Raw genomic sequence first — 25445 nt, forward strand, 5'->3', positions numbered from 1 at the left:
AACGAACGCAATGGGCGCTGCAATTACTTACCTGCTTTTACTCGGTGTAGCTTTTGGCACTGCTATGGGCCTATTCTTTGGCTTGCGGGCCGCTAAGCTGATCTAACAGATCAGGGGCGCTATAGATCACGGCTAAACTCAGCCACCCTAAAAGGTTAACCCGGGCCTCATAGAGGGTGACATCAAACAGCGAAAACAGCCCGCAACTAAGAAAAGCCAGTCCGTACCCCCCAAGCAGCCATCGCTGAGCGGGGGGAATTTTTGTTTGTAGCAAAGCACGGGTGCCGCGATAGCAGCCCCAACCCACCAGGAAGGTAAAGGCGATCGCGATTGGCAGTCCGGCTTCGGCGGCGAGGTGGAGCCAAAAGTTATGGGCATGGTAAATCCGCTCATAACCCGGAATGCTGTTAGGCACATACAACAGCTTGTAATTGCCCAGCCCAATGCCCCAAATTGGATGCGCTTGAATATGCTCAAGGGCAATCCGCCAGACAGCCAAACGCGGATCGTCACTAAAAAGACTGACCGAAAGCTGACGTCCGCCGACACCTCCCCAAAGAGCCGAAGCCGCGATCGCAACGATACCGCCTAAGCCCGCCAGTTTGACATAGCCGTGCCGTTGCCCGCAGATCGTAACGATGACCACCTCCGCGATCGCCACCAGCAAGCCATTGCGCGAACCCGCGCAAAAAATACCTGCCAAAATTAGCGCCACCGATAGATAAAGCCATAGCGGTTGTTGCCGAAGACGTTGCCCTAAAAAAGGCCAAGCCCCAACCCTTTCAGACCGGGGAGACTGGCTCAACAGTAAACCCAGGTTTAAGCCTAAAACCAGCGTTAAGTAGCAGGCTAGGGTATTGGGATGATCAAAAATAACGTTGGCGCGGTGGCCAAAATTTTCGTCGAGGCTAAGGCGATAGAGCCAAGCTAGCACGGGCGACTGGGGCGACTGAGCGATCGCGCTCGGAGACATGAGACTATATTCAGCGATCGCCAGCAGATTGATCGGCATCGTGGTGATCGTTAGCCAGCTAGCCCATTCTTCTAGCTGGGCTAAGGGTTGTGGCAGAGTCGGCAACCCGTTAACTAGCACCCCTAGCAGCAGAAAATAGGGTAAAAAATTGCTCAGTTGGAGCAGGGCTTCTGGGCGATCGCTAGCAAACAAGGTGCCTATCACCAAAGCCACAGCTAGCGCCACCCAGCCCCGCTGCCACAGCCAAGCCCAAATTTCTCGCCCTGAGGCATAGAGACACAGCCCCATGAGCAGCACAAACCCAATCAGACCCACCCAATTAACAAAGGGCAGCAAAATCAAGCTGACGGTTGCCAGATAGGCCAGCGTAGGCCGCACAGACGGTTTAACCAGATTAGTAGGCCCCATAGCCAGTGATGACCACCCAAAAAGTGCGAATCAAAATATAAACATCGAGCCAGACCGACCAGTTACGGACGTAATAAGCATCTAGATTAACTCGTTCTTCATAGGGGACATGGTTGCGCCCGGAGACTTGCCAAAGCCCTGTAATTCCAGGTAAGACTTGCAGATACAGCTCAAACTTGTCGTCATAGCGCCAGATTTCTTCAGTAATAATCGGTCGGGGGCCGACCAGACTCATCTGGCGACGCAGCACATTCCAGAGTTGAGGCAATTCATCTAAGCTGGTACGCCGCAAAAAAGCGCCAACGCGGGTAATTCGCGGATCGCGTTGCAGTTTTTGGTCGCGCAGCCAGAGCGCTTTAGCCTCAGGGTGACTAGAGAGATATTGCTCTAAAACCTGAGCGGAATTTTTCACCATTGAGCGAAATTTCCAGGCTTTGAAAATTTTGCCATTTTGGCCGATGCGGGTGTGTCCATAAAAAATTGGCCCTGGTGAATCGATTTGTACCGCGATCGCAATCAGGCCAATTAGCGGCAAGGCTAAAATGCCCAGGATTAACGTCAGGCTGTAGTCGAGCAGGGCTTTTAGCAAGCGCGGCCCTGGCAGCAAAAGCTGCTGGCGAATTTCTAAGCCTAAAATGCCACCTAAATCGCGGGCAGCTACCCAAAGGCTAGCAATGCCAAACAAGTCAGGAATCACCAGCATGTGCGGAAAGGTCTGGCCGTGCAGGCTAAGCAGTTTGAGCAGCCGCTCACGGGGCACCCCTGGCATGGCCGCGATCGCATAGGGAATTTGCTGCTCCCGCACCAGGATGGGAGCCAGGGATAAGCCGCCAATCACAGGCACTCCCGCTAAATCGCCGTGCTTTTGAGGGTTATCGTCAAGCACTGCCACGGGTTTAAGGCCAATCTGCGGCTGCCGCTGCAGCATCCGAATCACCATTTCCCCCGTTTTGCCTGCACCTAGCACCACCACCGGATAGCCCCACCAGCGGCAAGGGGCAAACAGCGATCGCAGCCCAAAGCGGCCTAATAAGACAAAAGCGATAGACAACAACCAGGCCATCAAGAAAATGCTGCGAGAATAGGCTTCGCCTTCGCGAAATAAGAAAATAGCTGAGCCAAGCGCCAGATAAATTAGCGTTGTTGTCAAACTGGTTCGCCGCAGTTCATCCACCGGGCTAACCGTAATTCCTGGATATAAACCCGCAATGCCATAGGCGACTATAAACACGCACAGCACTGGCCAAAGTGCCCCATACAACTCGCGGGTAAATTGGCCATCAAAAAATAGCCGTATCTCTACACTCAGCCAACTGGCTAGAAAAAGCGCCAGAAAATCAGAAACTAGCAGCAGGCCAATGGTGGGTAGGGGACGGGTTAAAACCTTAAATTGAGTTACCGCAGGTTGGAGGGTTCGATAGAGAGTCATTACAGGTGTACCGGAAGTGCCGCCGCATCACCGTAACTACTCTAGGACATCACCTTGCTGAAATTTCAGGTAAGTTGCGGCGACAAAAGCTTGAAAATCTTGCTGAAAGCGTTCGATGCTAAAGCGTTCGGCATTCTGGCGAATTTGTGGGGGGCTAAAGCGCGATCGCATTTGCTCAAACGTTTTAACCGCCTCAGCCAGACTTGCCGTTGTTTGTTGGGCGAATAAAAGTCCGGTTTTATCGGGAATGACCGTCTCTGTCGCACCGCCGCGTCCGTAGGCAATCACGGGGGCACCTGCGGCTTGAGCCTCAACAGGGGTAATGCCAAAATCTTCTTCTGCGGGAAAGATAAAGGCGCGGCAACGTTGCATATAGTCTGTGACAACGCTATCGGGTTGGGCACCGAGTAGCTGAATAGGCGGACGGGCGATCGCCTCTACTTGTTGCCGCTGTGGGCCATCGCCAATTACCACCAGCGGCAACCCTAGCTGGGCAAAGGTCTGCACCGTTAGATCAACTCGCTTATAAGGCACAAAGCGAGAGACGCTCAGGTAAAAATCTTCTCTCGGCAAGTCGGGGCGAAAACGATGGACATTGACGGGGGGATAAATGACTTTGGCCGGACGGCGGTAAGTGCGCCAGATGCGGCGAGCAATATAGCGCGAGTTAGCCACAAAACAATCTACCCGATTGGCGCTAGCCACATCCCACAGCCGTAAGTAGTGCAAAATCAGCCGGGTTAGGGGACTTTTTAAGCCTTTGTTTAAGCCAGCCTGCTGCAAATACTGGTGCTGTAGATCCCAGGCATAGCGAATAGGCGTATGCACATAGCTAATGTGAAGCTGATCAGGGCGCGTGAGGACGCCTTTAGCAACGGCGTGATTGCTAGAAATGACCAGGTCATAGGCTGATAGGTCAAACTGTTCGATGGCCAGTGGCATCAGCGGCAGGTACTGGCGAAACTTTTTGGCTGCTAGCGGTAATTTTTGAATAAAAGACGTGTTGACGGGTTTGTGCTGGATAAAATAGCGCAGCTCGGCTGGCAAAAAATCGACTAGGCTATATAGCTCGGCTTGGGGATAGATCTGTAGAATCTGCTCGACAACCTTTTCTGATCCGGCATGGCTGACAAACCATTCGTGGGCGATCGCCACTTTCATCGCGTTATTTGAGTAAACATAGAGACATGTTAAAGTTTGATGCGGATGGTCATGCGAGTTGCTTGCCCTAACCAGTGATTAAAGCCGTTTTTTCAGCATCTGAGACACTGCCGTGAGTCAAACTAAGATTCCTATTCTCGATCTCAAGCCTCAGTATCAAACAATCAAAGCTGAGATTCAAGCGGCAGTTAATCAGGTACTAGAATCAGGTCAATTTATCTTGGGTAGCGTCGTACAGCAGTTTGAGACGGCAGCGGCGGCTTACCTGGGAGTCAAACACGCCATTGGCGTTAACTCAGGCACCGATGCCCTCATCATCGGGCTAAGAGCGCTAGGAATCGGCCCTGGCGATGAAGTGATTACAACCCCATTTAGCTTTTTTGCTACCGCCGAGTCGATCAGTAGCGTTGGGGCTAAGCCTGTTTTTGTCGATATTGATCCCCACACGTTTAATCTCGATCCGCAGCAAATTCTGGCTAAAGTGACGCCGCAAACCAAAGCGATTATGCCTGTGCATCTCTACGGCAATCCGGCGGCGATGGCTCAGATAGTTGAAATTGCGGCTGAACACAATCTCAAGCTGATTGAAGACTGCGCTCAGGCGTTTGGTGCGGTGTATAAGGGAGACTGCGCAGGCTGTCAGCAGGCTTGTGCTGAAACCGTGCGCCAAGACTTAATGGGCAAGCGGGTCGGCACCATCGGCCAGATTGGCGCTTTTTCCTTCTTCCCAACTAAAAATTTGGGTGCCTATGGCGACGGTGGTTTAATTGTCACCCATGAAGACGCGATCGCAGATCTGGCTCGAATGCTGCGAGTTCACGGTGCTAAAGAGCGCTACCGCAATCAAATGTTGGGCTATAACTCGCGTCTAGATGCGCTGCAAGCGGCGATTTTACAGGTAAAGCTGCGCTATATCGATACCTGGAACCAGCAGCGACGACAGGTCGCCCAAGCCTACAATCAGTTGTTGACGGGCGTAGCGGGCGTAATTCCCCCCACGATGTCTGATGGTCATGTGTTTCATCAGTACACCATCCGAATTTTGAACGGTCAACGCGATCGCGTTCAGCAAGCCCTAGCTGACCAGGGCATTAGTACCATGATTTATTATCCGGTGCCGCAAGATCGCCTACCGATTTACTGCGATCAGTACCCGATTAACCCCAACAGCCAAGCCCTGGCTGAGCAGGTTTTGAGCTTGCCAATTTGGCCAGAGCTAGAACTCAAGACGGTCGAGAACATTGCCCAAGTGATTGTCGAGAACTTAGGCATCCACAATTAACCCCCTCCTCTCTCCCCATCTCCCCTCTTCTCTGTTCCATCAGCCCCTATCGCCATACAGCGCTTCATAATAGCCCTGATATTCACTCGACAACAGCGGCTGCCACCAACGACGATTAGCCAAATACCACGCGACTGTTTGCTTTAACCCCGTCGCAAAATCGTACTGCGGTTGCCAGCCTAGATCTTGCTGAATTTTGCTAATGTCCATGGCATAGCGGCGATCATGCCCTGGGCGATCGCGGACAAAAGTAATCAGTTGGCGCGCTGGCGTAACCGGCAACTCAGCCGCATCGCTATCCATCAAGTCGCAGAGTTGCTCAACAATTTCAATATTTTTGACCTGATTGTTACCGCCAATGTTGTAAGTTTCACCTGGCCGAGCCTGAAGCAAGACCCTTTCTATGGCTCGACAATGATCTTTGACATGCAGCCAATCACGAATATTTTGACCGTCGCCATACACAGGTAGCGGCTTACCCAGCAAAATATTCACACACATCAACGGAATCAGCTTTTCCGGAAACTGATACGGCCCGTAATTGTTAGAGCAGTTGGTGATCAGCGTGGGTAAGCCGTAGGTATGGAAGTAGGCTCGAACCAGATGATCGCTACCCGCCTTAGAAGCCGAATAAGGACTATTGGGTGCATAGGGTGTGGTTTCACTAAAAGCTGGATCCTCAGAGCCAAGACTGCCAAAAACTTCATCAGTAGAGACATGCAGAAAGCGAAAATGCTCCGGCTTGCCCTGCGCCTCCCAATGGTGACGAAAGGCTTCTAGCAGCGTGAACGTACCCACCACGTTAGTTTGAATGAAAGCAGCCGGCCCAGAAATAGAGCGATCGACATGAGATTCAGCCGCAAAGTGAACGATGGTGTCGATAGCGTGAGTAGCTAGCAGGTGAGCAACCAACTGCGCCTCACAGATATCGCCCTCGACAAAATGAAACCCCTTTTGCCCTTCTAAGTCGCTCAACGTCGCCCGATTTCCGGCATAGGTCAGCGCATCTAAGACAATCAGCGTCGCCGACTTCTGTTGCCAATGACGAACAAAATTAGAGCCAATAAACCCGGCTCCACCAGTAATTAGGGTGTTTTGAGACTGCAATGCTTTTTCCTTTAATCCTATTCAATTAAGTCAGTTCAATTTGGCAATCGTCGCCAATCATAAATCGCGATGCCTTAGGTCGTTTGGGACTGTAAACCAACTTTGCCCGTCTGCCAATCAAGCTATCAACAATCCGCTGCTGTAAGGCTTCAATAACCGCCCCTTCTAGGACAACACTGTGATCCATCTCAACGTCAATTAGCCTGACGCCATCTGCAATGCTGCTATAGGATCCAATAAAGCAATTTTCAATATGACAGTTTTGACCAATAACGACTGGCCCACGAATCGTAGAGTTAATAACTTGAGATCCATCGCCAATCTGCACTCGCCCGCTAATTTTCGTGGCTGCATCAACCTGACCTGCGATCGAGCTAAATAACGTGTCGTCTAAAATAATTTGGTTGGCAGCCAGCAAATCATCCTTTTTTCCGGTATCTAGCCACCATCCCTGTAGCTGCTGCGAGGCCACCGTTTGACCCGCATCTACCAGCATTTGAATTGCATCTGTGATTTCTAGCTCGCCCCTAGCAGAAGGTTTCAGCGTCGAAATGACTTCATGAATCGTCGGGGCAAACAAATAGACGCCAACCAGCGCCAAGTTAGAGGGGGGGTGCTTTGGTTTCTCGATTAGTTTGACGACCTGCCCTTGCTCGTTCAACTGAGCTACGCCAAAAGCGTTTGGATTAGCGACCTGCTTCAGCAAGATCAGGGCATCTAGTGACTGCTGCACAAACTTTTCGACAAAATCGCTCAGGCTATCTTGAATCAGGTTGTCGCCTAGATACATCAAAAAAGCGGCCTCGCCCAGAAAGGGCTGGGCAACTTTAACCGCATGGGCTAGTCCATCAGGATTGGCTTGTAGAATATAGGTGATTTTGGCACCAAATCTATCACCATTTCCTGTTATCTGTTGAATCTCGGTGCCAGTTTCAGGGCTGATAATAATCCCAATGTCTGTAATCCCGGCTGCAACAATTTGTTCAATGCCGTACCAGAGAATAGGTTTGTTAACAACGGGAACCAGTTGCTTTGCGCCCGTATGAGTGAGGGGACGTAGCCGGGTACCCTTACCGCCTGATAAAATTAGCGCCTTCATGGTCATGCTGGATTGCGGTGTTTGGTTGCAGGTTTTCCTGGAGCATTTTGCGTAAACTGACCCGCCAGTGAGGAGCGGTTTGACCGATTAACCGCGCTAGCTTCTCGTTGGCCAAGACTGAGTAGGCGGGCCGTTTTGCTGGCGTTGGATACTGGTCACTGGTGATGGGCTGAACATGGTCGATCTGCAATCGATAGCCAAGAACGCTGGCTTCTTCAAAAATGGCAACGGCGAAATCATACCAGCTAATGGCACCACTATTGGTGTAGTGATAAGTGCCAAAAGTTTGCTCGTTGAGCTGAGGTGTTAGCTGGGTAATCGCTTGAGCAAGGTCATAAGCCCAGGTAGGGCTGCCTATTTGGTCATAGACGACGCGGAGTTCGCGCCGCTCAGCCCCTAAACGCAACATGGTTTTGACAAAGTTGTTTTTGCCTTTGGCTCCATAAACCCAGGCCGTGCGCAAAATCGCATGGCGAGGGGTGGCCGCTTGTATGGCCAATTCGCCAGTGCGCTTAGACTGGCCATACACCCCTAAGGGGTTGGTAGCCGCATCCGTTTGATAGGGCTGGTTTTGCTGACCGTCAAAAACATAGTCAGTTGAAATATGCACAAGCGTAGCTTTGCAGGTTGCGGCTGCTTGGGCTAAACACTCTGGGGCGGCAGCGTTGATTTGATGGGCTAGGGCTGGTTCGCTTTCGGCGGCATCGACGGCGGTGTAGGCAGCCGCATTGATAATGACATCAGGCTGTTGAGCCACAACAGCCGGGACAATTTTGTCTAGATCGGTCAAATCAATGTCGGCTCGGTTCCAAGCGGTCACCTCCCCAATGCTAGGTAACGTTAACTGCAATTCTTGGCCCAGTTGACCTTGACTGCCTAGCAATAAAATTTTCATGATTCAAACACCTCAGCCATTTTGAAAGGAACAGCATTTCGGTCTTTGGTCGATAGGATGGGGGTGGCGGCGACTAGAGGCCAAGCGATCGCTAGATCCGCATCGTTCCACATAATGCTGCGTTCATGCTCTGGTGCATAATATTCGGTGGTTTTGTAAAGGACATCGGCTGTTTCTGAGAGAACGTAAAAGCCATGAGCAAATCCAGGTGGCACCCAAATTTGCTGTTTGTTCTCAGCAGTGAGTACAGCCGCTACCCACTGCCCGAAGCTAGGGGAGTGACGGCGAATATCGACAGCGACATCATACACTTCGCCGCTAATAACGCGGACTAACTTGCCCTGAGGCTGTTGAATTTGATAGTGCAATCCCCGCAAGATATTTTGCCTGGAGCGAGAATGATTGTCTTGAACAAAGGTATGATTTAGCCCCGTTTTATCGACAAACACTCTTTGGTTAAAGCTCTCGAAGAAAAAACCGCGTTCATCACCAAAGACTTGAGGTTCAAGAATCAGAACGTCAGAAATAGCGGTTTCAGTAATTTTCACAGCAGACCCGACCTATTTTTATCTCCTGAAGACTGTATCATCTGTTGCTGTTAGGCAATCGTGTGAGTTAAAGACAAGATTGCAAAACGGCTACAGTCGCTTTTCCTGTTTTTTCCCAGCTAAACTGGCTGGCTCTTTTCAAGCCTGCTTCGCTTAGCTGCTGCCGGAGTGGGGGGCAAGTGGCGATCGCGTGCATCGCTGTTGCCATTTCATCAGTGTTATGGGGATCGATCAGCCAAGCAGCGGATCCGGTCACTTCTGGCAAAGAAGATAAATTTGAGGCAATAACAGGGGTACCGCAAGCCATAGCTTCTAGCGCAGGTAGCCCAAATCCTTCCCAAAAACTGGGAAAGACGAGGGCGATCGCCTGACTCAAGAGCTGAGGGAGCTGAGCGTAAGGAACGTACTGAAGAAACTTAATGTGGCTAGCTAATCCTAGCGTTGCGGCTTGTGATTCGAGTACAGGGGTGTAACGGGAATCGTAAGGCCCAGCTATCCATAATTCATAGCGATCGCGCTCAGGTAGTTGGGCAAATGCCGCGATCGCGCCTGATATGTTTTTGTAGGGCGCATGTCTGCCCAATATTAAAAAATAATTTTTAGTCGCTAGTTCTAGTGGCCGAAACTGATTAGCATCATGAGCCAGCAAAATGGGTGTAATTTTGTTAGCCTTGATGCCGTAAAACGTAACAATATCACTCGCAGTCGCCTCAGAATCGCAAATAATATGCTCCGCTGCTTGTAACACTTGAGGCACATAGTAGCGATATAACCACTTCAAAGATGAAAAAAGCGCTGGAAATCTGAGCGGCGTCAGATCATGAACCGTAACTACAAATCGACAGCGGCTTCTCAGGGGTGCTTCAGTAATAGGTGAAAAGAGGAGTTGAGCCGCTTGTTGCTGATAAATCTGAGGTAAGCGAAATTGTGTCCACAGTAATCGCCGTAAATGCCCTGCCATACCAAACTCAGCAGTCATATTACTAGGCACAGAATGATACTGCATTAGCTGACTGCTAGGCGTCGCCAAACAGCAAGGATGGAGAGGTTCTAAGTGGGGCAGTAAGTTGAGGGCGTATGTAGTCGTGCCTGTCGGTTTACTGAGTAAATAAGCAAGGTTAACTAAGATCATAAGAACATCCTTAAAGCGATCCTTTGCGCCCTGTTAAATTAAACTTTAAAAACTGCCTGATACCCTGCCAGCGCCCAACGGCCATCTCAGTTTTACCAGTTATTCTTTCCCAAAAGCTGCGTGTTAGTAAATAAGCTAAATTAAGAAATAAAGCACTTGGCAGACCATATTTCTTTAAAAAGTAAAGTTTGCTAAAAGTGGCATGGGCCAGCTTTAGGCGTGGATATTGTCCAGTTGTGGCAGAAACGGCATGAGTGACCAGGGCTGCTTGCGTAACCGCGACCAATTTCCCTTGACGTCGATAGCGTTCACAAAATTCACTATCTTCATAGTACAAAAACATATTTTCATCAAAAGCTGGACAGATCTGAAACTGAGACAGGTTCACGACCAGGCTACAACCGGAAACCCAGCGACTTTGAACAATAAGAGAAGACGCCGAATCTAAATGCTGCTGCCCAGCCAACTGAAAACGAGGCTGCAAATGAGTTACCGCTCCACTCCAAGGGTTAAAACGCCCAATTTCAAACCAGGCATTTCCCCCACTATCGCGAATACGAGTACCCAAAATGGCTAGCTTGGGATACTTTTTGAGACAACGCTTGACGTATGAAATAGCATTTGCATCCAAAGTCGTATCTGGATTAATCAGCCATACATAAGCATGAGGATTTTGCTGATATATCCAACTGAGCCCCCTATTACAACCACCACCGAAGCCCAAGTTTTCGCCTGTTTCGATAACGGTTAGTGATTTATAAACCTTTGATAGAGTTTTAATTTCTAGATCATCAGCGGCGTTATTTACCACAATAATTTCGCAATTGTGATGATTTAAGTTCCCTGAATTCAACAGCTTATGGATAAAGCTAGTGGAATAATAATTAACTACCAAAAAATAGAAGGTAGCCATCGCTTTTCAAGTATTTAACAAATTGACTTAATAAGGAAAAGTTGACTTTTACCAGAAAAACAAATTAAAAAATAAACGATTGCGATCAAAATCAATTAAAATTGACGATTTTCTAGCAAAAAAGCTTTAGAGGCTATTTGAAAAGTCCTATTTTTTGTCGAAAAAGTGGAGATTCTCCCCTAAATCCCCCTTATAAAAAGGGAGCTTTTACCTCCCCTGCTTAGGTGCAGGGGGATCAGCAGGTGTCTAAAGCTACAGTAGATCACTTTTTCAACGCTCTCTTAATACTCTGGTCAAACTGCCTATCTAAGTTTCCGCGAAAACCATAATAGGTACCGCAAAAGCAAGCCCAAATTTTTGCAAACTTCTTATTGGGTTCAACCAGCAAAATAGATAAAGTTTTCATCAATAAGACTTTAAGACGCCGATAAATGCAAGTTAGCTTATAAAAACCTTGAGAATTTTTGAACTCTAGATAAGTATGGTTGCGACATATATAGTAGTAACGCAAAGCTGAGTAACGCTGAAGTATTTTCTTAACACCCCAAAAATTAAATTTAACCGGAGTCGCAAAGTTATGATGCAAAATTGCCCCCGGAACGAAAATATTGTGAAATCCTTTTTGCCTGAGCCGTAAGCCAAAATCTAGATCTATTCCATCAATAAAGAGCCTGCTATCAGGCGGCGCTACCGTGGTTGTAGCGCTTAGACGAAGCAAAGATCCCGAAGTAATAGGCGCATCACAAAAACACGGCGAGTCAAAACTTGTTTTAGCAAAAGCCTTAAAATGATCGTTTCTAAATTCAGCAGGCATAATTACTTGCTCTGTCCGCATATCTAGAGGAACTGGCGCAACAATTCCAACCCTGACATTTCTTGTGTACGTGTAGCTATCAAATGTAGCCACTAACTGACTTAAACAATCTGATGTGGGAATGCTATCTTGATCAAACATCCACAAAAAATCATAGTTATTTTGAAGTCCAAAATCCACAGCTTTGACAAGCCCACCTGAAATTCCTATATTTTCTGGATGACTTTTAATAACGACTAATCCAGTTTCAGGCTCTAAAATATTTAGCGGTTTTGGCGAGTTATCAACAACAAAGATTTTATTGACTGCGTACGTTTGCTTAAAAATACCTGCTATGCACTTTTTAACTGCACTTTCATCACAGTAAGCAGTAATATAGGCAAGCACTTTATACACGTTTGTTTGCGAGTTCTAAGTTGACAGCAGACAACAAATAATAGATCTAAATCTGACTATAGCGATTTAGGTTTTTAGTTAAAAATCAATCTTTTAGCTAGGATCCGTTTAAACAAAAAATAAGGCAAATATAGCTAATCTAGAAACTAAAACCTATGTTGCTTGTTTGCTATTTAAGGCATTCCGCCTTTAAATAGTAATAAGTCCTAGTTAAGGCTTCTTCCCATGAAACAACAGGCTGCCAGTCTAATTCTTTTTTAGCCAACTCAATGTCTAAAATATTTTTGGGAACGTCGAGCAATCTAGAAGGTTTGTAGGTTCGTTCAACTGAACAATTAAAAGTTTGTTCAATTGAATGTAGAATCTGAAGAATACTACGACCAACACCCGTACCTATATTAAAAACCTTGTGGGTGCCTGTATAATCTTTTGCTTTGAGAAAGGCAGAAATGACGTCACCCACATAAATATAGTCTCTCACAATACTACCATCACCCCAAATCTCTACCCTTTCCCCTTGAAGGTGCTTGCTTATAAAGTTAGAAACTGCGCCTTGTTTACGACCCAATCCTTGCCCCTCTCCAAACGGATTGGATATGCGAAGAGCGCAGTAGTCTAATCCGTATAAGGAAAAGTACATGTGCAAATATTTTTCTATGCTGAGTTTAACAACACCATAAGAGCAAATTGGGTTAGTGCAAGAATTTTCGGATATTGGCATAGCGGGCTGCACGCCATATACCGTTCCCCCGGATGAAGCGAATATAATTTTGGAGACGTTTTCTTTCAGTGAAGCTTCTAGGAGGTTGACCGCTCCTTTAAGGTTGTTCTCTATATCTCTTTTTGGATCAAGGTTTGATGTTGAAGGAATACTAGATGAACCAAGATGGTAGACGACACTGCAACCTGCGATCGCGGCTTCTAAGCTTTCTACATCCTGCAAACTGCCACAAAAAAGATCGGCATATTGCGCGCAGGATACAGAATCAACTTTTCTACTGAGAATATTGACCTTTGCCCCCTGAAGAACCAGAGCTTTACATAAATGAGAGCCTAAAAATCCTGAGCCGCCGATTACCAGACAACGATCATTTGCCATTAATCATTTATCATCCTGTCAACAATAGTTGAAAAGCGATCGCACTCTACATCCCAACTTGTGCTAAGGGCAAAATTTAAGCCTGCGTCTGCAATTTTTTCTCTCCGGTCTTCGTTTCTCAGTAATGAACAAAGAGCGGTACTAAGGCTCTCAACGTTAGGTTCTGCTAATAGACAGTTCTGCTCATTTAAAAGCCAACTCACATTAGAACCAGAGTTGCTAACCACCGGACACCTACACGCCATCAATTCCAGTGGCAAAAGTGACAAGTTAGTAAAAGATAGTACAAGCGCTGCGTAACAACGACTGTAAATATCTGGTAGTTCTTTTAGAGAAACGACTCCAAGGCTAATGTGCTTAAAGGGAATGTGATACGAAGTCGTATCCCAACCAGCCAAAACAAATTCAACATCAGGAAAACATTTTGAAACTTCGGTCAACGTCAATAGACCGAGTTCAAACCCTCTTCTAGGCGTCACAGGTCGAGCATAAAAAAATATTTTTTTGACTTCGCTGTCAGTTTTTTCAGACTTAGCAGCATACAAATCTTTATCATATGAAAAACCAACATAATCAGTCTTCATTGAATAGCTTTTAGCTAGCTTTTGAGCCAGCCACTTACCAGCCGTAACACCATAAAAACCAAACTTATACGTTTCTTCAGCCCAGTAATACTCACTGCTCCTAGCATAAAAGAATGGTTCAAAGTCCTGAACAAAATAACATTTGTGAACTGTACTCTGGAAATTTCGTACGGCGTAAGCAGTTGTCCAACTGGTTGCAAAGGTAATCCATGCTGGGGGCATATTTTCTTTGCCGATAAATACTTCTGCTTGCAAAGGTCTAAAATTTTGGTTTATCCGTTCTTTAGCAACATTAGCTTCTAAAAACTGACAAGGTTCAATAATCGTAATCGAACAGTTATAGTTTCGTTTTTCTAACCCATCAATAAATCTGAATATATTGATGTGCCCACCAGACCCGACGCTAAAATCTGGGATAACCCAGTTAATGCTTTTTTTGTCTTTTAATAAAGCAGCATTATGTCTGTTTCCAAAAGGCTGATATGAGACAAAGCTATAGTATGAAATTATGTCAGTTTTACCTTCTAACTGATCAGGCTTTCCTAAAATCGAAGCTTTCAATCGCTTTAAAGCATATTTACAATATCCTTTAAAGCCAAATTTCAAAAGGTTCATCTTTATTGAAAAGAGTTTCCTTTTTACTTTGAGTAAAATTGACATTGCCTTTTCACTTTAGTTATTTATAAACCTTTTCGCTTTGTCTATCATTTGCTTTTTCTACAGGTTAGCTACTAGTTCTATAGGATGGATAATCATCGTGCAATAGTGGGCTTACCTTTTATAGCTTCCTTTTTCCCTGCTTCATGGCTCTATCAAGTGACATCCTATCCAAAAGAAAATCATTGTTCTGCCGCGTTAGTCTTTGACCTACATAAAAACCTAACTGCTTAGAAAAATTAAGCAAGGGCGAAATTGAAGACCAAAAAGGGTTGGTTAAAAAGAGTTTTTTTCTGTAAGCAAATTTTAAGTCTCTAATAGTTGTCTTAATAGATTGCAAAAATAACTGATATAGATTAGGACAAAGTTGATAGCCGAACATTTTTGCTAATGCCCTCGATTCATCAACGGATCTTTTGAATAGTTCGAAAGGAAAGTAATCGTGTGAGTGAAAGACAATAGCGTCATTAACAAATCTTTTTGAATAGCCGGCCTCTAAGGCTTTCATAGCCCAAATTTGATCTTCTGCAAAATCAACATCGGGAAATGGAATCTTTTGAAGTACCGACCGTCTGATGCAAGAATTGTTGTTCGAAAAGAAATGCAAAAACTGTCTGTAGGCAATATCGGTTTGATATCTTTCTAAGCTATCTATATTAACTATAGAAGGATGTGATAAAAAGTTATCAAAATGAAGCTCTAAGTCTCGAGCATTAAATGGATTGCCGTTAGGATAAGCTATATGACGGCCAAAAGAACCAGCAATAGTTTCTGATTCATTAGTTGCTTCTACTAAGTTTGAAAGCCAGCTTTCGTCTTTAGGTAAAGCATCGTGAGTTAAAAAAACAACAAATTCTCCCATGCTTTGAGATGCAGCATAGTTGCGGGTTTTGCCGTGCCCAAATTCTTCAGGTAAGATTTCAATTAGGCGCAGCTTACCAGCTAACTTGTGACAATAATCCAACGTACCGTCAGTTGAACCTGAGTCAATAACAATTACCTCGTACGGCCAAGGAGCTTTTTGGCTCAATACAGCGTTAAGAACGTTGTGAAATTGCTTTCCTGGGTTTTTAGTTGGAATTATAACCGATGCTTTTATCGTCATTTTGATAAGTTAAAGGCTAAAACTACAGAACAAAGTATTAAAGTAAGTAAAAATTTTCATATTGGCATTGCTTGAAAATATCTCTAATGAAAAAGCTAGATTTTACGTTTTAAGTATGTTTGCCGAGCATGTGTTTTAGCCGCAGCCAAGCTTTTCTCACTTTCCAAAACTTGCTTTTTTCTATGGATTGAAGAAGATGCTTTAAATTATTCAATTCAATGTTGGCTTGCTGAAATTCAAGCTGAGACTTAGACAGTTGTGCAACTAATTCATTGGATTCATACAGCACGCGAATGTACAACTGAGACAAAAAACCAACTTTAATTCTTATCTCATCAGGAAGCTCAACACTTTTAACTGCGCTCTCACTGAGATTATTCTCAACACCAATTTCTTTACAAACCCAGTCAAAGTTCTTATCAAAGCTATAAAAATCCCGAGCGTATGTTTGCAAATAGGGAACTGTTCGAAGAGCCGCCCCGTAACCATTACACAAGTCATCCAAAATCTCGTAATGATTCCGGATTGTCTTACAGCACCGCCCTGAATAATTAAAAAACTCTGCATTTTTTAAGTTTTCAGGAGTGATCCACCCCGGCCCACCAAAATGATCATAGCAATATACGGGAATACCTATTGCCATACAGTGCTGAACTGTTCTGCCTATTGAAATTATGACGTCATAAAAACTGAGAAGTTCTGGTGTTACTAGCGCAAACTTGTGTTGTGCGCCAATTATTTCAACAGTATAATTTTGACTTACGGCATATTTCTGAAAATCCAAAAGTTCTTGAGGTGGATGATTGGTTACTATAGCTATTTTTTGTATAGTTTTTGACAGCGTTTTTTGACTGTCAAAAAATCTAAACCAGGAAGAAGGTACTGAATTTGGGAAGACGTGAAGTTTGTTTGTGCTATCTTCACTTAAGTAAGTTTCTAGCTTTTTTTTGGTTTCATAAGAGTTGCAAACAATTGTACTCGCTAAGTTGTCGAATATTTGAATCGATTCTAAGGGTTCATAAGGAGACAGGCTACTCAACACCAATTTGCTAAATTTAATCTTGTCTTCCAAGACAACTTTTACTAATACCGGAAAATGATGACTCCAAACAAGCTCGTATTCTTGGCTTTGTAAAGAATCTCTTAATATATTGGTTACGTTTATACCTAGCTTTTGACAGTGTTCTTTTAAAGGGTCAGCATACAAAAAAGTTGCAATTTCAACCTCATAGCCTCGGTTGATCAATGCTTGATATAGATCAAGCGTTAAGAGTTCTGAGCCTGCAAAATTTTTAAAGTGATGGTTAGTTAGTAAAGCTCTAGCGGGCATTGATTTATATACAGTGCGCTTCTGTAATTATGGGTGAATTCTGACGCTGTTTGAAAACAGATCTTCACCCCATTGATAGAGAGGCCGACCAAAGTCAGAGCTGCTATGAATAGCTTTTCCCTGTCTTTCCGTCCATTTTTTTCCATAAGGAACAAAAGGGAAATGATTGATATAATACTGGCAAGTTTCTTCCCAGTGATCAATAGATAAAGATTTGCCGTAATGCTGGCAATAAAACTTGGTAATTATGTTCATCTTTAGATCGTACTTTGGTTCTCTCGCATCTAGTCCCTCATAGCGAAAATTATCAGAGTTGCGCCAGATCATTAAAATGTCTCGCCTTTCTGGGCCAAAGAAAGTTCTAAAATTTTTCAACTGCTTGCCCTGACAAAAAGGAGCTTGATCGTCAAGAGTTATATACGCATCAAACAGCTGAATTCTGATGCCATCAACTTTTAAGGCTTCTGCTGAAAAGAGGAAATCTTTAATATTTCCAAAAAATCTTTCGTCAGCGTCAGCATAAAACAGCCAAGATGGTTTATAAAATTCAGCCCGATCTAAAAGCGTTTTTCTATCTAAAGTTTCTCTTTCTATACGTTGTGTTGGTTCAGCTAACCACTTCAAATTTTGGATGACTTCAACAACAGACTGATGAGACATTAAAATCTCAAAGGTTTTGTCAGTGCTAGCATCATCGTAGCAAATCAGACCATCACAAAATTCTGACAAGTGATCTAACGTATCTTGCAAAATAAGCTCTTCGTTTCGGACTCTCAAAAGACCACATATTGTTAATTTATTAACTTTTCGAGGACGATAAAATTTCAGATATTTCTTTTTAAAGGGAAACATACTTAATCTTTTTAAGGTTAATACTTCTTTTAGGCGAGCCTGTCAAAACAAAATCAAGAGAATGACCAATGGTGGTTTGTTCTAAAAAATCCTTCGGCAACCGGAATGCCAAACTTGTTTTTTTGTATTTCCACAAAAAAACTGGTGCAATAGTCTAGTTTTGCAAAAGGACAAAGCGCCAGGTTGTCAACAATTGATATAGAGAGAAAGTATTCATCTCGAATAAACTGATTTTTTTCAATCTTTAGATAAATGTTGTTGTGTTCTTCTTGAATTTCAATATCGTCTCTAATAGTATTAATTACTGTCACAATGTCGCCTGAACTATTATGAATAAGAATGCCAACCCCCCAAGAGATCAACTTTTTAAAGAAATCTAGTTGAATTTCAATTTCAATATCTTCACCACTCATATAAGTTTTTTTATCTGTAGCTACTTTTTTAATAAAAACATAAGCATCTTCAGCAACAACGTTATCGGATACATGTCTGTTGTTTTTTCCTAAAGACTTTTTAAGTTTTCCAATACTATCTTGATAAGACTCGCAAACGACCGAGCATTCTCCGTCTGCAGCTATTTCACCACTTTTAATCCAAATTGCGCGATCGCAGAAATTACGCACAGTCGATATCGAATGACTCACAAACAATATAGTTGTTTTTTGCTTCATCTCCTTCATTCTTTCAATGCACTTTGCTTGAAAGTACATATCACCCACACTTAATGCTTCATCAATAATTAAAATTTCAGCATTTACCTGAGTGGCAACAGCAAAAGCTAGTCTAATCGTCATACCACTAGAATACGTTTTGATTGGCTGGTCTATAAAATCACCAATTTCTGCAAACTGCTCTATCTCGTGGAACTTAGATTCTACTTGTGATTTTGTTAAACCTAATAGTTGAGCATAAAAAAAGACGTTTTGACGACCTGTATATTCAAAATTGAAACCACTCCCTAGCTCTAGCAAGGCAGAAACAGTGCCATTTACCCATACTCTGCCTGAAGTAGGCTTCAAAACGCCAGCGACAATTTGCAAAATAGTACTTTTGCCTGAACCATTTTGACCAATTAAGCCTACTGTTTGACCCTTAGGAATTTTTAGGTCTATATTCTTTAAAGCCCAAAATTCATCAGCTCTTTGCTTTCCAGGTAATAGTATCTCTTTTAAGCGATCGGTTGGTTTAGCATATCGCTTAAATACTTTAGAAATACTCTCAATAGAAATTGCAATTTCGCTGGGCATAAAGTTGGTTGGTAATTTTAACAAACTTTAAAGTACGCTTTTTAAGCTAAAAATCGTTTTATTGAGTCAATTAATTGACTCCGGCATGCTGAGGAACAAGTATGATTTGCTTTATAGCAGCACCAGATAACCTAAAGTACGTCTGCAAATGCAGGTCTTAGCTTACGATAGCACCAGAAACCGCCTAAAAAAATGAGACAGGAAACGCCCGTAGCCACGAACCACTCTCCCCAGTGACTGACACTGCCGATTAAAATAACGTCTCTATATAGCTCTCCAATGGCAGCCAAAGGATTTAGCCAAAAAACTAACTTCTGAAAGGGTTGTGGAATTAATTCAGCAGGATAAATCAATGGTGTGGCATAAAACCAAAGGTTTAAGACAACTCCTAAGGTTTGGGGAATGTCTCGAATAAAGACGGTTAAACCTGCTGCCAAAAAACCCAACCCAGCGGTCAACAAGAGCTGGGGGAGCCATATCAGAGGTAGCAACAATAAGCTTGGATGAATTGTGTGATTTACGAATGCTACAAACGTAATTAGCACCATTAAACCAAAAGTGCTTTCTAAAAAACTGACGCAAACAGGAACTAAAGGTAACAGGGTTAGAGGAAAAACAACTTTTTTGACTAAGTTGGGTTGCCCAATAACAGAACCAGATGCTTGGGTTAAACCATTACTAAATGTAATCCAAAGCAGTAAGCCTGAAAATAGCCACAGACCAAAGACAAAAGAGTTGTCGGCAGGCATGCCTTTTAAATCTAACTTCACGCCTAACACAATAGAAAAAACGTATGTATAGATGAAAAGTTGTGCTAGCTGGTTTAGCAGCGGCCACAAGTTGCCCAGGATAGAACCCTTGTACCGAGCTTCCATCTCTCGCTGCACTAAGGTTTTCAACAACTCCAACTTCGTCCACTGAGATTCACTTAAGGGAAGCAAAGTCTTTGAACGGATCATCATCAACTTGGTAACTTTTGCACAAAATCCCAAACGTGCTTTTAGAGATTGCCGCATAACATTCAAGCTTTGATTTTCCCTAGAATCAGTCAAACCTATCGAAATACGCAAGTTGCCACCCATGCCTCTCAACTGTGGCAACCGTTAACTTCTGATAAACAACTCAAATTTATCAGATTAGACTGGCTAGGGGTCTGAGGCGTCTCGCTTTGTCAGACGCAACTGGTGATTGTGGCTGTCGAACAGCAAGCAGAGGCCGAAGTTGAAGGCGCTTAAGCTAGCTGTACCTAGCCAAAACCAGCTCCCGCCTGTCATTTTTTGCGCTAAAGCCTCACCAAAAAGGCAGAGGCCAAAACCGACGAACAAAAGTCCCCCAACCCCTTTGATGAGCCAGAGTTTTTTCTCTTTTGACATAAATCAGTTTTAGGATACGGTTTGAATGTAAGGCAGCTTTAGACCCAAATCAGCGATCGCGTCTTCAGCCATACCATCTGTTTGATTAACGATGGCGGCCAAAGCGTCAACCCCTTCAATTCCAACTTTTTGCAAAGTAACGAGCCAGCTTTGGCTCTGGTCGATTAGATTTTCGACATCAATACCGCGATAGCTGGGTTCAAACGGGTACAAACGGTTTGTGCCTTCGCCTAGCAAAATGGCAGCGCCTTGCCAGTTGCCATTACCCAGATGGTAAAAAGCAACCGCTATCTGCAAAATCCCTTGATAAAAAGGCTTGATGTAGATTTCAGCTTCCATCCACAAGGCTTCTAGGGTGTCATGACAAGCATAAAACTGGCCGTTGTTGAACTGCTCAACGCCCTGATGAAAAGCAGGCGGTAGAGAATCTTTTGGGGTGCTACTGAAAGAATTAACCATTAGACACTAGACTTAACTGGCACAAAATTGTAAACAAATTGTAAAAAGGAGATGCTATTCTCCCCTGTGTGTGAGTGTGGTGTAGGAGTAGAAAATTATGGTAACTTCCCCTGTGCGGGCAGTGGCCCCCTCTTTGGGACTCAGTAAGGTAGTTGATGGGATGCCTTTGGGGTTTGGTTGGCAACCCATAAAACTGCCGCAAACCTCTCTTTTGGGCACGGATGGTATTCGAGGTCGAGCGGGTGACTTGCTAAGCGCTCCTTTAGCCTTGCAGATAGGCTTTTGGGCGGGGCAGGTGCTACAATCACAGACCTTTTTGTCTGGGCCGGTGATTGTGGGACAAGACTCTCGCAACTCTAGTGACATGTTGGCAATGGCTTTGGCTGCCGGACTGACCGCAACTGGCTTAGAGGTCTGGAATTTAGGGCTTTGCCCAACAGCGGCTGTGGCTTACCTGACTCAAGCTTGCCAAGCTGTAGGCGGCATCATGATCTCGGCCAGTCATAACCCCCCTGCAGACAATGGTATCAAGTTCTTTGCTGCCGATGGCACCAAGTTAGCGGCCACTGTTCAAGCTCAAATTGAGCAAGCTTTACGCCAGGGTCAGTGCAGTCCCTTTGTTCAGGTGCAAAACAACGCTTGGGGACGGCATTGTTTTCGTCCAGAACTCGTAGAGCAGTATGCCGCGTTTTTACAGCAACCCCTGCCAGCAGCGCTGAATTTGAGCGGTATGCGCATTGTGCTAGATATGGCTTGGGGGGCAGCCACTCGAATTGCGGAACAGGTTTTTCGCAGCACGGGGGCTGAGGTGATTGGGTTACACGGTGTACCGGATGGCGATCGCATTAATGTGGGTTGTGGGTCTACCCACCTAGAGCCGCTGAAGGCCGCTGTGCAGAATCATCAGGCCGATTTGGGCTTTGCCTTCGATGGCGATGCTGATCGGGTAATTGCGGTCGATGCCCAGGGGCGCATGGTTGATGGTGACTACATCCTCTATTTTTGGGGTCAAACGCTGCAACAAACCCAACAGTTGCCTGACAGTACGATTGTTTCAACCGTGATGGCGAATTTGGGTTTTGAGCGGGCTTGGCAACAATTAGGCGGACAGTTGGTGCGCACTAAAGTCGGTGATCAGTATGTTCATGCTGAGATGGTACAGCGGGGAGCCAAACTAGGGGGTGAACAATCGGGGCACATCCTATGCCATCACTACAGCATGACGGGTGACGGCATTTTGACGGCGCTACATCTGGCTAGTTTAGTTAACCAGTCAGGAGGAACTTTAGCGGAACTAGTCGATCAAAGTTTTCAGCCCTACCCGCAACTGCTGAAAAATGTGCGGGTAGACGATCGCGATCGCCGCCTCAACTGGCATACCCACGATCGCTTACAGCAGGCGATCGCCCAAGCTGAAGCAGCTATGGGCGACCAAGGCCGGGTGCTGGTGCGAGCCTCTGGCACAGAACCTGTAATTCGGGTCATGGTTGAAGCGGCTGAGCGAGAAATGGTTGATAGCTGGACAGATCGTTTAGTTGAGGCAGTTCAAACCTATCTCGTGGCCTAACTCATTTCGCCAAAGCTAACTGATAAGCTAAAAGCACCTTTACCCACGTCCACAGACAATTGCAGCAGGGTTAGATACTGTCTAGCCCTGCTATCAAGTGCTTAATGGGTCACTTAGGCGATTGTCAGTTTTGGGCAAGTATAGCTAAAGGCAGAAGGTTAAAGGCAGAAAGCAGATGAAAGACTTTCTGTCAGCGGCTTTCGGCAGTTTGAGTGTCTCAACCCTAGTGGCTACAGCTATACCAAGAGCAATGAAGTTAAGCTATCGTTGGCGTCGAAGACTTGTAAGCTGGCGACGTATTCTACAGGAGCTAACCGCCAGTAATCGGGGTGACTGGATTTGGCTAAAAACCAAACCTCTCCCCGTGGCTAGCCTGAACCGCGATCTCTGGCGTTGGGCAGAGCCTTCGGTTAATTACTATATGCTGATGTTTTTGTCGGGCGTCATTGCCACGCTCGGCTTACTGGCAAACAGCAGCGCCACGATTATAGGCGCGATGATTGTAGCGCCGCTGATGGGGCCTATTATTGCGATGGCTTTTGCCGTAGCCATGGGCAATCGGCGCTTGCTGAAGCGAGCCAGTTTTTCGATGGTGACGGGTGTGCTGCTCAACGTGGCTACGGCTGCCTTGATTACCTTTGTGTTGGGCATAGACACGCTAACCGCTGAAGTACAGGTGCGGATGCAGCCAACGCTGATTGATTTAGGTGTGGCTTTGGCGGCGGGAGCCGCAGGGGCTTATGCCAAAGCTCGCAAACACATTTCAGATGCCCTGCCAGGGGTTGCGATCGCTGTAGCGCTGGTGCCCCCTCTCAGCGTGATTGGCATTGGGATAGCGTCTTGGTCTAGAACCGTAACCGTTGGTTCGACCTTGCTGTTTTTAACCAACTTAGCCAGCGTCATCTTCTGCGGGGCATTGGTCTTTCTGGCGCAAAATTATGGTTCCCTTGGGCGGGCGCAACGGGGATTAACCGTTTCGGTGCTGGTGATTGCGTTGTTAGGCTTACCTTTGGGCTTTTCTTTTCGCGATTTGGTCATCAAAGAGCGAACCCGATCGCGGCTGAACCTGCTGGTGCGTGAGCGAACCCTAGCTTTGAGGAATGTCAATATAGAAACCTTAACGGTTCGCCGTCGGCAGGCCAGCGGACTGCTGGTTGATCTAGAAATTTCAGCCCCCTCCGACAGCATTTCAGCCCAGGATATTGACGTGTTACACGGATTTTTAGAAGACGAACTCAATACCCCGGTGGATCTCAACGTGTCGGTCATTCCGATTGATCGCTTTCGTGCCCTGACCCAGCAGGACTCATCCAATCGGCAGATCCCCTGAGGGTTCTCTCCCCGCTTCCGGACTGAGCGTGTCAAGATAGCTTAAGAAGTACTGAGTCTTTTCATACGGTTTTGCAAATTACGTTTTTGGGTACCAGTTCTGGAGTGCCAACGCGATCGCGCAATGTCTCCAGCGTAGCTTTACGCCTGCCGCAAAGGGCTGAGGTCTGGCTGTTTGACTGTGGCGAAGGCACGCAACATCAGTTTTTACGCAGTGAGTTTAAAGTTAGCCAAATTCGCCGCATTTTTGTGACGCACATGCACGGCGATCACATTTTTGGCTTGATGGGGCTGTTGGCTAGCTGTGGCTTGGCAGGTAATGCCCAGCAGCAGCGCATTGATATTTACGGCCCCCCCAAGCTCAATGAGTATTTACAAGCCTGTCGTCGGTATTCGCAAACCCACTTTTCCTATCCCATCCGCGTACACACCGTTTCTCCGGGCAAGGTGTTTGAAGATGAAGAGTTTACCGTCTACTGCGATCGCTTAGAGCACCGGGTACCTGCGTTTGGCTATCGAATTGTCGAAAAAGATCGACCGGGGCGATTTGATGTCAAAAAAGCCACTGCTCTAGGAATTCCTTCTGGCCCTATTTATGGCAGATTGAAGCGCGGCGAGCTAGTAGAGCTACCCAACGGGCGCAAAATTCACGGCTCTGAACTGTGTGGCCCACCGCTACCCGGTCGCAAACTGGCCTACTGTACCGATACTGTTTTTTGCGAACAAGCAATCGATTTAGCCAGTCAAGCCGATGTTCTCATTCACGAAGCGACGTTTTCTCATCACGACGCTGAGCTAGCTTACCAGCGGCTGCACTCCACTTCTACGATGGCCGCCCAGGTTGCTTTAGCCGCTCAGGTAAAGCAGCTAATTATGACCCACTTTAGCCCCCGCTATGCCCCTGGCAATGCCATTCAGCTAGAAGATCTCTTAGCCGAAGCGCGAGCCATTTTCGCCAATACGGTCATGGCTTATGACTTCTTTACGTTCGATATTCCCCGATTAGACGCGATCGCATCTAAACCCCAGCCTTCGGTCGTCTCTTCGTAGGTTCGTCGTACCTGGGGATAATCGGGGCTGTTGGCGTAACCACTTTCTAAGCGAGATTGAGCCAGTCGGTGGCGGATACCCTGCAGGTGAGAAGGCGTATCTACTGCCGAGCGGGGAGCAGGAATTTCGCTGTTGGGCCAGCTAGCGAGATCGTGGCAAGGGCAGGGGTGGTCAGAAACCCCCACCGTTCGCATAGGCACGGGCATGCTGCAACGAGCACAGGGCGGCAAATCCCAGGTATCGCTTAGCAGTTCAGCCATGCTCTGATCGGTGCCTTCGATATAGGCATCTTGCCCTTTGTGCACCATTACCTGTTGCCAGCAAGTTTCGAAAGCCTCGCTGTAGCGATCGCCTTGAAACACAGGCTTAGGTAAGCAGGCTGGTTGAGCGCCTATTATGAGCGGCTTACCAAGCTGAAACCAATAGGCCAGATATTCACGCACTTGTTGCTGTGAAGCCATAAGCTAACAATTCCCGTCGCCATCAATAGCGAAAATGTGTTGGTCTTGTTTGATCTCTAGATCTATCCTAACGCCACTCTACAGAGCCAACTTGCGGAAAACCTCACTGTTAAAGAGGATGATAATTTTGTTGCATCAAAATAAAATTCGTTACAAAACAACGTCTGTGGTCTTA

At 45.7% G+C, this 25445-nt stretch carries 24 protein-coding genes; 5 read left to right on the forward strand and 19 right to left on the reverse strand.

Annotated features, from left to right (window positions below):
• The first annotated feature begins 10 nt into the window (after window positions 1-10).
• Window positions 11-106 carry a cytochrome b6-f complex subunit PetL gene (gene petL / locus ACTS3T_RS10370; protein WP_377961458.1) on the forward strand — a complete coding sequence of 32 codons (96 nt, stop codon included), beginning with the start codon at window positions 11-13 and terminating at the stop codon, window positions 104-106.
• Here the strand turns inward: petL and ACTS3T_RS10375 are convergent.
• Genes ACTS3T_RS10375 through ACTS3T_RS10385 form a run of 3 tightly spaced genes read right to left on the reverse strand, consistent with a single transcriptional unit; the run spans window position 71 to window position 3971 of the window.
• Window positions 71-1381 (reverse strand): O-antigen ligase family protein, encoded by a 1311-nt coding sequence (locus ACTS3T_RS10375; RefSeq protein WP_377961456.1) that lies wholly within the window; start codon window positions 1379-1381, stop codon window positions 71-73. The two genes, petL and ACTS3T_RS10375, sit on opposite strands and share 36 nt — an antisense overlap.
• Window positions 1368-2810, reverse strand: a complete 1443-nt coding sequence (gene wbaP, locus ACTS3T_RS10380; protein WP_377961453.1) for an undecaprenyl-phosphate galactose phosphotransferase WbaP — start codon at window positions 2808-2810, stop codon at window positions 1368-1370. The genes ACTS3T_RS10375 and wbaP overlap by 14 nt, the downstream gene beginning before the upstream one ends.
• Before the next feature lie 36 nt (window positions 2811-2846).
• A complete protein-coding gene (locus ACTS3T_RS10385) occupies window positions 2847-3971 on the reverse strand; it encodes a glycosyltransferase family 4 protein (RefSeq protein ID WP_377961450.1) in 1125 nt (374 codons plus the stop codon).
• Between the two features lie 112 nt (window positions 3972-4083).
• Between ACTS3T_RS10385 and ACTS3T_RS10390 the strand changes: the two genes are divergently transcribed.
• Window positions 4084-5253: a DegT/DnrJ/EryC1/StrS family aminotransferase gene (locus ACTS3T_RS10390; RefSeq protein ID WP_377961447.1), complete on the forward strand. Its 1170-nt coding sequence runs from the start codon at window positions 4084-4086 to the stop codon at window positions 5251-5253.
• 39 nt (window positions 5254-5292) lie between these two features.
• Here ACTS3T_RS10390 and rfbB read toward each other — a convergent pair whose 3' ends face one another.
• The 15 genes from rfbB to ACTS3T_RS10465 form a co-directional block, all read right to left on the reverse strand.
• Window positions 5293-6360, reverse strand: coding sequence for a dTDP-glucose 4,6-dehydratase (gene rfbB, locus ACTS3T_RS10395; protein WP_377961445.1), 1068 nt, complete (start codon window positions 6358-6360; stop codon window positions 5293-5295).
• Window positions 6361-6385: 25 nt separating this feature from the next.
• Window positions 6386-7459 carry a glucose-1-phosphate thymidylyltransferase gene (locus tag ACTS3T_RS10400; RefSeq protein ID WP_377961442.1) on the reverse strand — a complete coding sequence of 358 codons (1074 nt, stop codon included), beginning with the start codon at window positions 7457-7459 and terminating at the stop codon, window positions 6386-6388.
• The gene (gene rfbD / locus ACTS3T_RS10405) at window positions 7431-8354 is read right to left on the reverse strand and encodes a dTDP-4-dehydrorhamnose reductase (protein WP_377961440.1); all 924 of its coding nucleotides are present in this window, start codon (window positions 8352-8354) and stop codon (window positions 7431-7433) included. The genes ACTS3T_RS10400 and rfbD overlap by 29 nt, the downstream gene beginning before the upstream one ends.
• Entirely contained in the window at window positions 8351-8902 is a 552-nt protein-coding gene (rfbC, locus tag ACTS3T_RS10410; RefSeq protein WP_377961437.1) for a dTDP-4-dehydrorhamnose 3,5-epimerase, read from the reverse strand. Before rfbC ends, rfbD begins: the two co-directional genes overlap by 4 nt.
• A gap of 67 nt (window positions 8903-8969) precedes the next feature.
• Window positions 8970-10034, reverse strand: a complete 1065-nt coding sequence (locus ACTS3T_RS10415; protein ID WP_377961434.1) for a glycosyltransferase family 4 protein — start codon at window positions 10032-10034, stop codon at window positions 8970-8972.
• Between the two features lie 10 nt (window positions 10035-10044).
• The gene (locus tag ACTS3T_RS10420) at window positions 10045-10947 is read right to left on the reverse strand and encodes a glycosyltransferase (RefSeq protein WP_377961432.1); all 903 of its coding nucleotides are present in this window, start codon (window positions 10945-10947) and stop codon (window positions 10045-10047) included.
• Window positions 10948-11209: 262 nt separating this feature from the next.
• Entirely contained in the window at window positions 11210-12157 is a 948-nt protein-coding gene (locus ACTS3T_RS10425; RefSeq protein WP_377961429.1) for a glycosyltransferase family 2 protein, read from the reverse strand.
• 169 nt (window positions 12158-12326) lie between these two features.
• On the reverse strand, window positions 12327-13256 hold the full coding sequence (locus tag ACTS3T_RS10430) for an NAD-dependent epimerase/dehydratase family protein (protein WP_377961426.1): 930 nt from the start codon (window positions 13254-13256) through the stop codon (window positions 12327-12329).
• Window positions 13256-14500 (reverse strand): glycosyltransferase family 4 protein, encoded by a 1245-nt coding sequence (locus ACTS3T_RS10435; RefSeq protein WP_377961423.1) that lies wholly within the window; start codon window positions 14498-14500, stop codon window positions 13256-13258. The genes ACTS3T_RS10430 and ACTS3T_RS10435 overlap by 1 nt, the downstream gene beginning before the upstream one ends.
• A 118-nt stretch (window positions 14501-14618) precedes the next feature.
• On the reverse strand, window positions 14619-15602 hold the full coding sequence (locus ACTS3T_RS10440; protein ID WP_377961421.1) for a glycosyltransferase family 2 protein: 984 nt from the start codon (window positions 15600-15602) through the stop codon (window positions 14619-14621).
• 109 nt (window positions 15603-15711) lie between these two features.
• On the reverse strand, window positions 15712-16932 hold the full coding sequence (locus ACTS3T_RS10445; RefSeq protein ID WP_377961418.1) for a glycosyltransferase family protein: 1221 nt from the start codon (window positions 16930-16932) through the stop codon (window positions 15712-15714).
• Window positions 16933-16959: 27 nt separating this feature from the next.
• A complete protein-coding gene (locus ACTS3T_RS10450; RefSeq protein ID WP_462934934.1) occupies window positions 16960-17784 on the reverse strand; it encodes a glycosyltransferase family 2 protein in 825 nt (274 codons plus the stop codon).
• Between the two features lie 53 nt (window positions 17785-17837).
• Window positions 17838-19031, reverse strand: a complete 1194-nt coding sequence (locus ACTS3T_RS10455; RefSeq protein WP_377961413.1) for an ABC transporter ATP-binding protein — start codon at window positions 19029-19031, stop codon at window positions 17838-17840.
• Window positions 19032-19162: 131 nt separating this feature from the next.
• The gene (locus ACTS3T_RS10460) at window positions 19163-19993 is read right to left on the reverse strand and encodes an ABC transporter permease (RefSeq protein ID WP_377961897.1); all 831 of its coding nucleotides are present in this window, start codon (window positions 19991-19993) and stop codon (window positions 19163-19165) included.
• A 420-nt stretch (window positions 19994-20413) separates the two neighbouring features.
• Window positions 20414-20863, reverse strand: coding sequence for a DUF309 domain-containing protein (locus ACTS3T_RS10465; RefSeq protein ID WP_377961410.1), 450 nt, complete (start codon window positions 20861-20863; stop codon window positions 20414-20416).
• A gap of 97 nt (window positions 20864-20960) precedes the next feature.
• Here ACTS3T_RS10465 and glmM point away from each other — a divergent pair, with 97 nt between their 5' ends.
• The 3 genes from glmM (at window position 20961) to ACTS3T_RS10480 (ending at window position 24809) form a co-directional block, all read left to right on the forward strand.
• Window positions 20961-22430, forward strand: coding sequence for a phosphoglucosamine mutase (gene glmM / locus ACTS3T_RS10470; protein ID WP_377961408.1), 1470 nt, complete (start codon window positions 20961-20963; stop codon window positions 22428-22430).
• A gap of 175 nt (window positions 22431-22605) precedes the next feature.
• Window positions 22606-23760, forward strand: coding sequence for a DUF389 domain-containing protein (locus tag ACTS3T_RS10475; protein ID WP_462934935.1), 1155 nt, complete (start codon window positions 22606-22608; stop codon window positions 23758-23760).
• 71 nt (window positions 23761-23831) lie between these two features.
• Window positions 23832-24809, forward strand: coding sequence for a ribonuclease Z (locus ACTS3T_RS10480; RefSeq protein ID WP_377961402.1), 978 nt, complete (start codon window positions 23832-23834; stop codon window positions 24807-24809).
• Here the strand turns inward: ACTS3T_RS10480 and ACTS3T_RS10485 are convergent.
• Window positions 24731-25270 carry a hypothetical protein gene (locus ACTS3T_RS10485; RefSeq protein WP_377961400.1) on the reverse strand — a complete coding sequence of 180 codons (540 nt, stop codon included), beginning with the start codon at window positions 25268-25270 and terminating at the stop codon, window positions 24731-24733. The genes ACTS3T_RS10480 and ACTS3T_RS10485 overlap by 79 nt on opposite strands.
• Window positions 25271-25445: the final 175 nt, after the last annotated feature.

This window comes from Almyronema sp., assembly GCF_052168255.1.
Lineage (GTDB): Bacteria > Cyanobacteriota > Cyanobacteriia > Phormidesmidales > Phormidesmidaceae > Sphaerothrix > Sphaerothrix epifaneia.

Bases quoted from the DNA above. Each gene is read 5' to 3' on its own strand.
- petL (WP_377961458.1), top strand. From the start codon at position 11: ATGGGCGCTGCAATTACTTACCTGCTTTTACTCGGTGTAGCTTTTGGC.
- ACTS3T_RS10375 (WP_377961456.1), bottom strand. From the start codon at position 1,381: ATGGGGCCTACTAATCTGGTTAAACCGTCTGTGCGGCCTACGCTGGCC.
- wbaP (WP_377961453.1), bottom strand. From the start codon at position 2,810: ATGACTCTCTATCGAACCCTCCAACCTGCGGTAACTCAATTTAAGGTT.
- ACTS3T_RS10385 (WP_377961450.1), bottom strand. From the start codon at position 3,971: ATGAAAGTGGCGATCGCCCACGAATGGTTTGTCAGCCATGCCGGATCA.
- ACTS3T_RS10400 (WP_377961442.1), bottom strand. From the start codon at position 7,459: ATGAAGGCGCTAATTTTATCAGGCGGTAAGGGTACCCGGCTACGTCCC.
- rfbD (WP_377961440.1), bottom strand. From the start codon at position 8,354: ATGAAAATTTTATTGCTAGGCAGTCAAGGTCAACTGGGCCAAGAATTG.
- ACTS3T_RS10415 (WP_377961434.1), bottom strand. From the start codon at position 10,034: ATGATCTTAGTTAACCTTGCTTATTTACTCAGTAAACCGACAGGCACG.
- ACTS3T_RS10420 (WP_377961432.1), bottom strand. From the start codon at position 10,947: ATGGCTACCTTCTATTTTTTGGTAGTTAATTATTATTCCACTAGCTTT.
- ACTS3T_RS10430 (WP_377961426.1), bottom strand. From the start codon at position 13,256: ATGGCAAATGATCGTTGTCTGGTAATCGGCGGCTCAGGATTTTTAGGC.
- ACTS3T_RS10435 (WP_377961423.1), bottom strand. From the start codon at position 14,500: ATGTCAATTTTACTCAAAGTAAAAAGGAAACTCTTTTCAATAAAGATG.
- ACTS3T_RS10440 (WP_377961421.1), bottom strand. From the start codon at position 15,602: ATGACGATAAAAGCATCGGTTATAATTCCAACTAAAAACCCAGGAAAG.
- ACTS3T_RS10445 (WP_377961418.1), bottom strand. From the start codon at position 16,932: ATGCCCGCTAGAGCTTTACTAACTAACCATCACTTTAAAAATTTTGCA.
- ACTS3T_RS10450 (WP_462934934.1), bottom strand. From the start codon at position 17,784: ATGTTTCCCTTTAAAAAGAAATATCTGAAATTTTATCGTCCTCGAAAA.
- ACTS3T_RS10455 (WP_377961413.1), bottom strand. From the start codon at position 19,031: ATGCCCAGCGAAATTGCAATTTCTATTGAGAGTATTTCTAAAGTATTT.
- ACTS3T_RS10460 (WP_377961897.1), bottom strand. From the start codon at position 19,993: ATGATGATCCGTTCAAAGACTTTGCTTCCCTTAAGTGAATCTCAGTGG.
- ACTS3T_RS10465 (WP_377961410.1), bottom strand. From the start codon at position 20,863: ATGGTTAATTCTTTCAGTAGCACCCCAAAAGATTCTCTACCGCCTGCT.
- glmM (WP_377961408.1), top strand. From the start codon at position 20,961: ATGGTAACTTCCCCTGTGCGGGCAGTGGCCCCCTCTTTGGGACTCAGT.
- ACTS3T_RS10475 (WP_462934935.1), top strand. From the start codon at position 22,606: ATGAAAGACTTTCTGTCAGCGGCTTTCGGCAGTTTGAGTGTCTCAACC.
- ACTS3T_RS10485 (WP_377961400.1), bottom strand. From the start codon at position 25,270: ATGGCTTCACAGCAACAAGTGCGTGAATATCTGGCCTATTGGTTTCAG.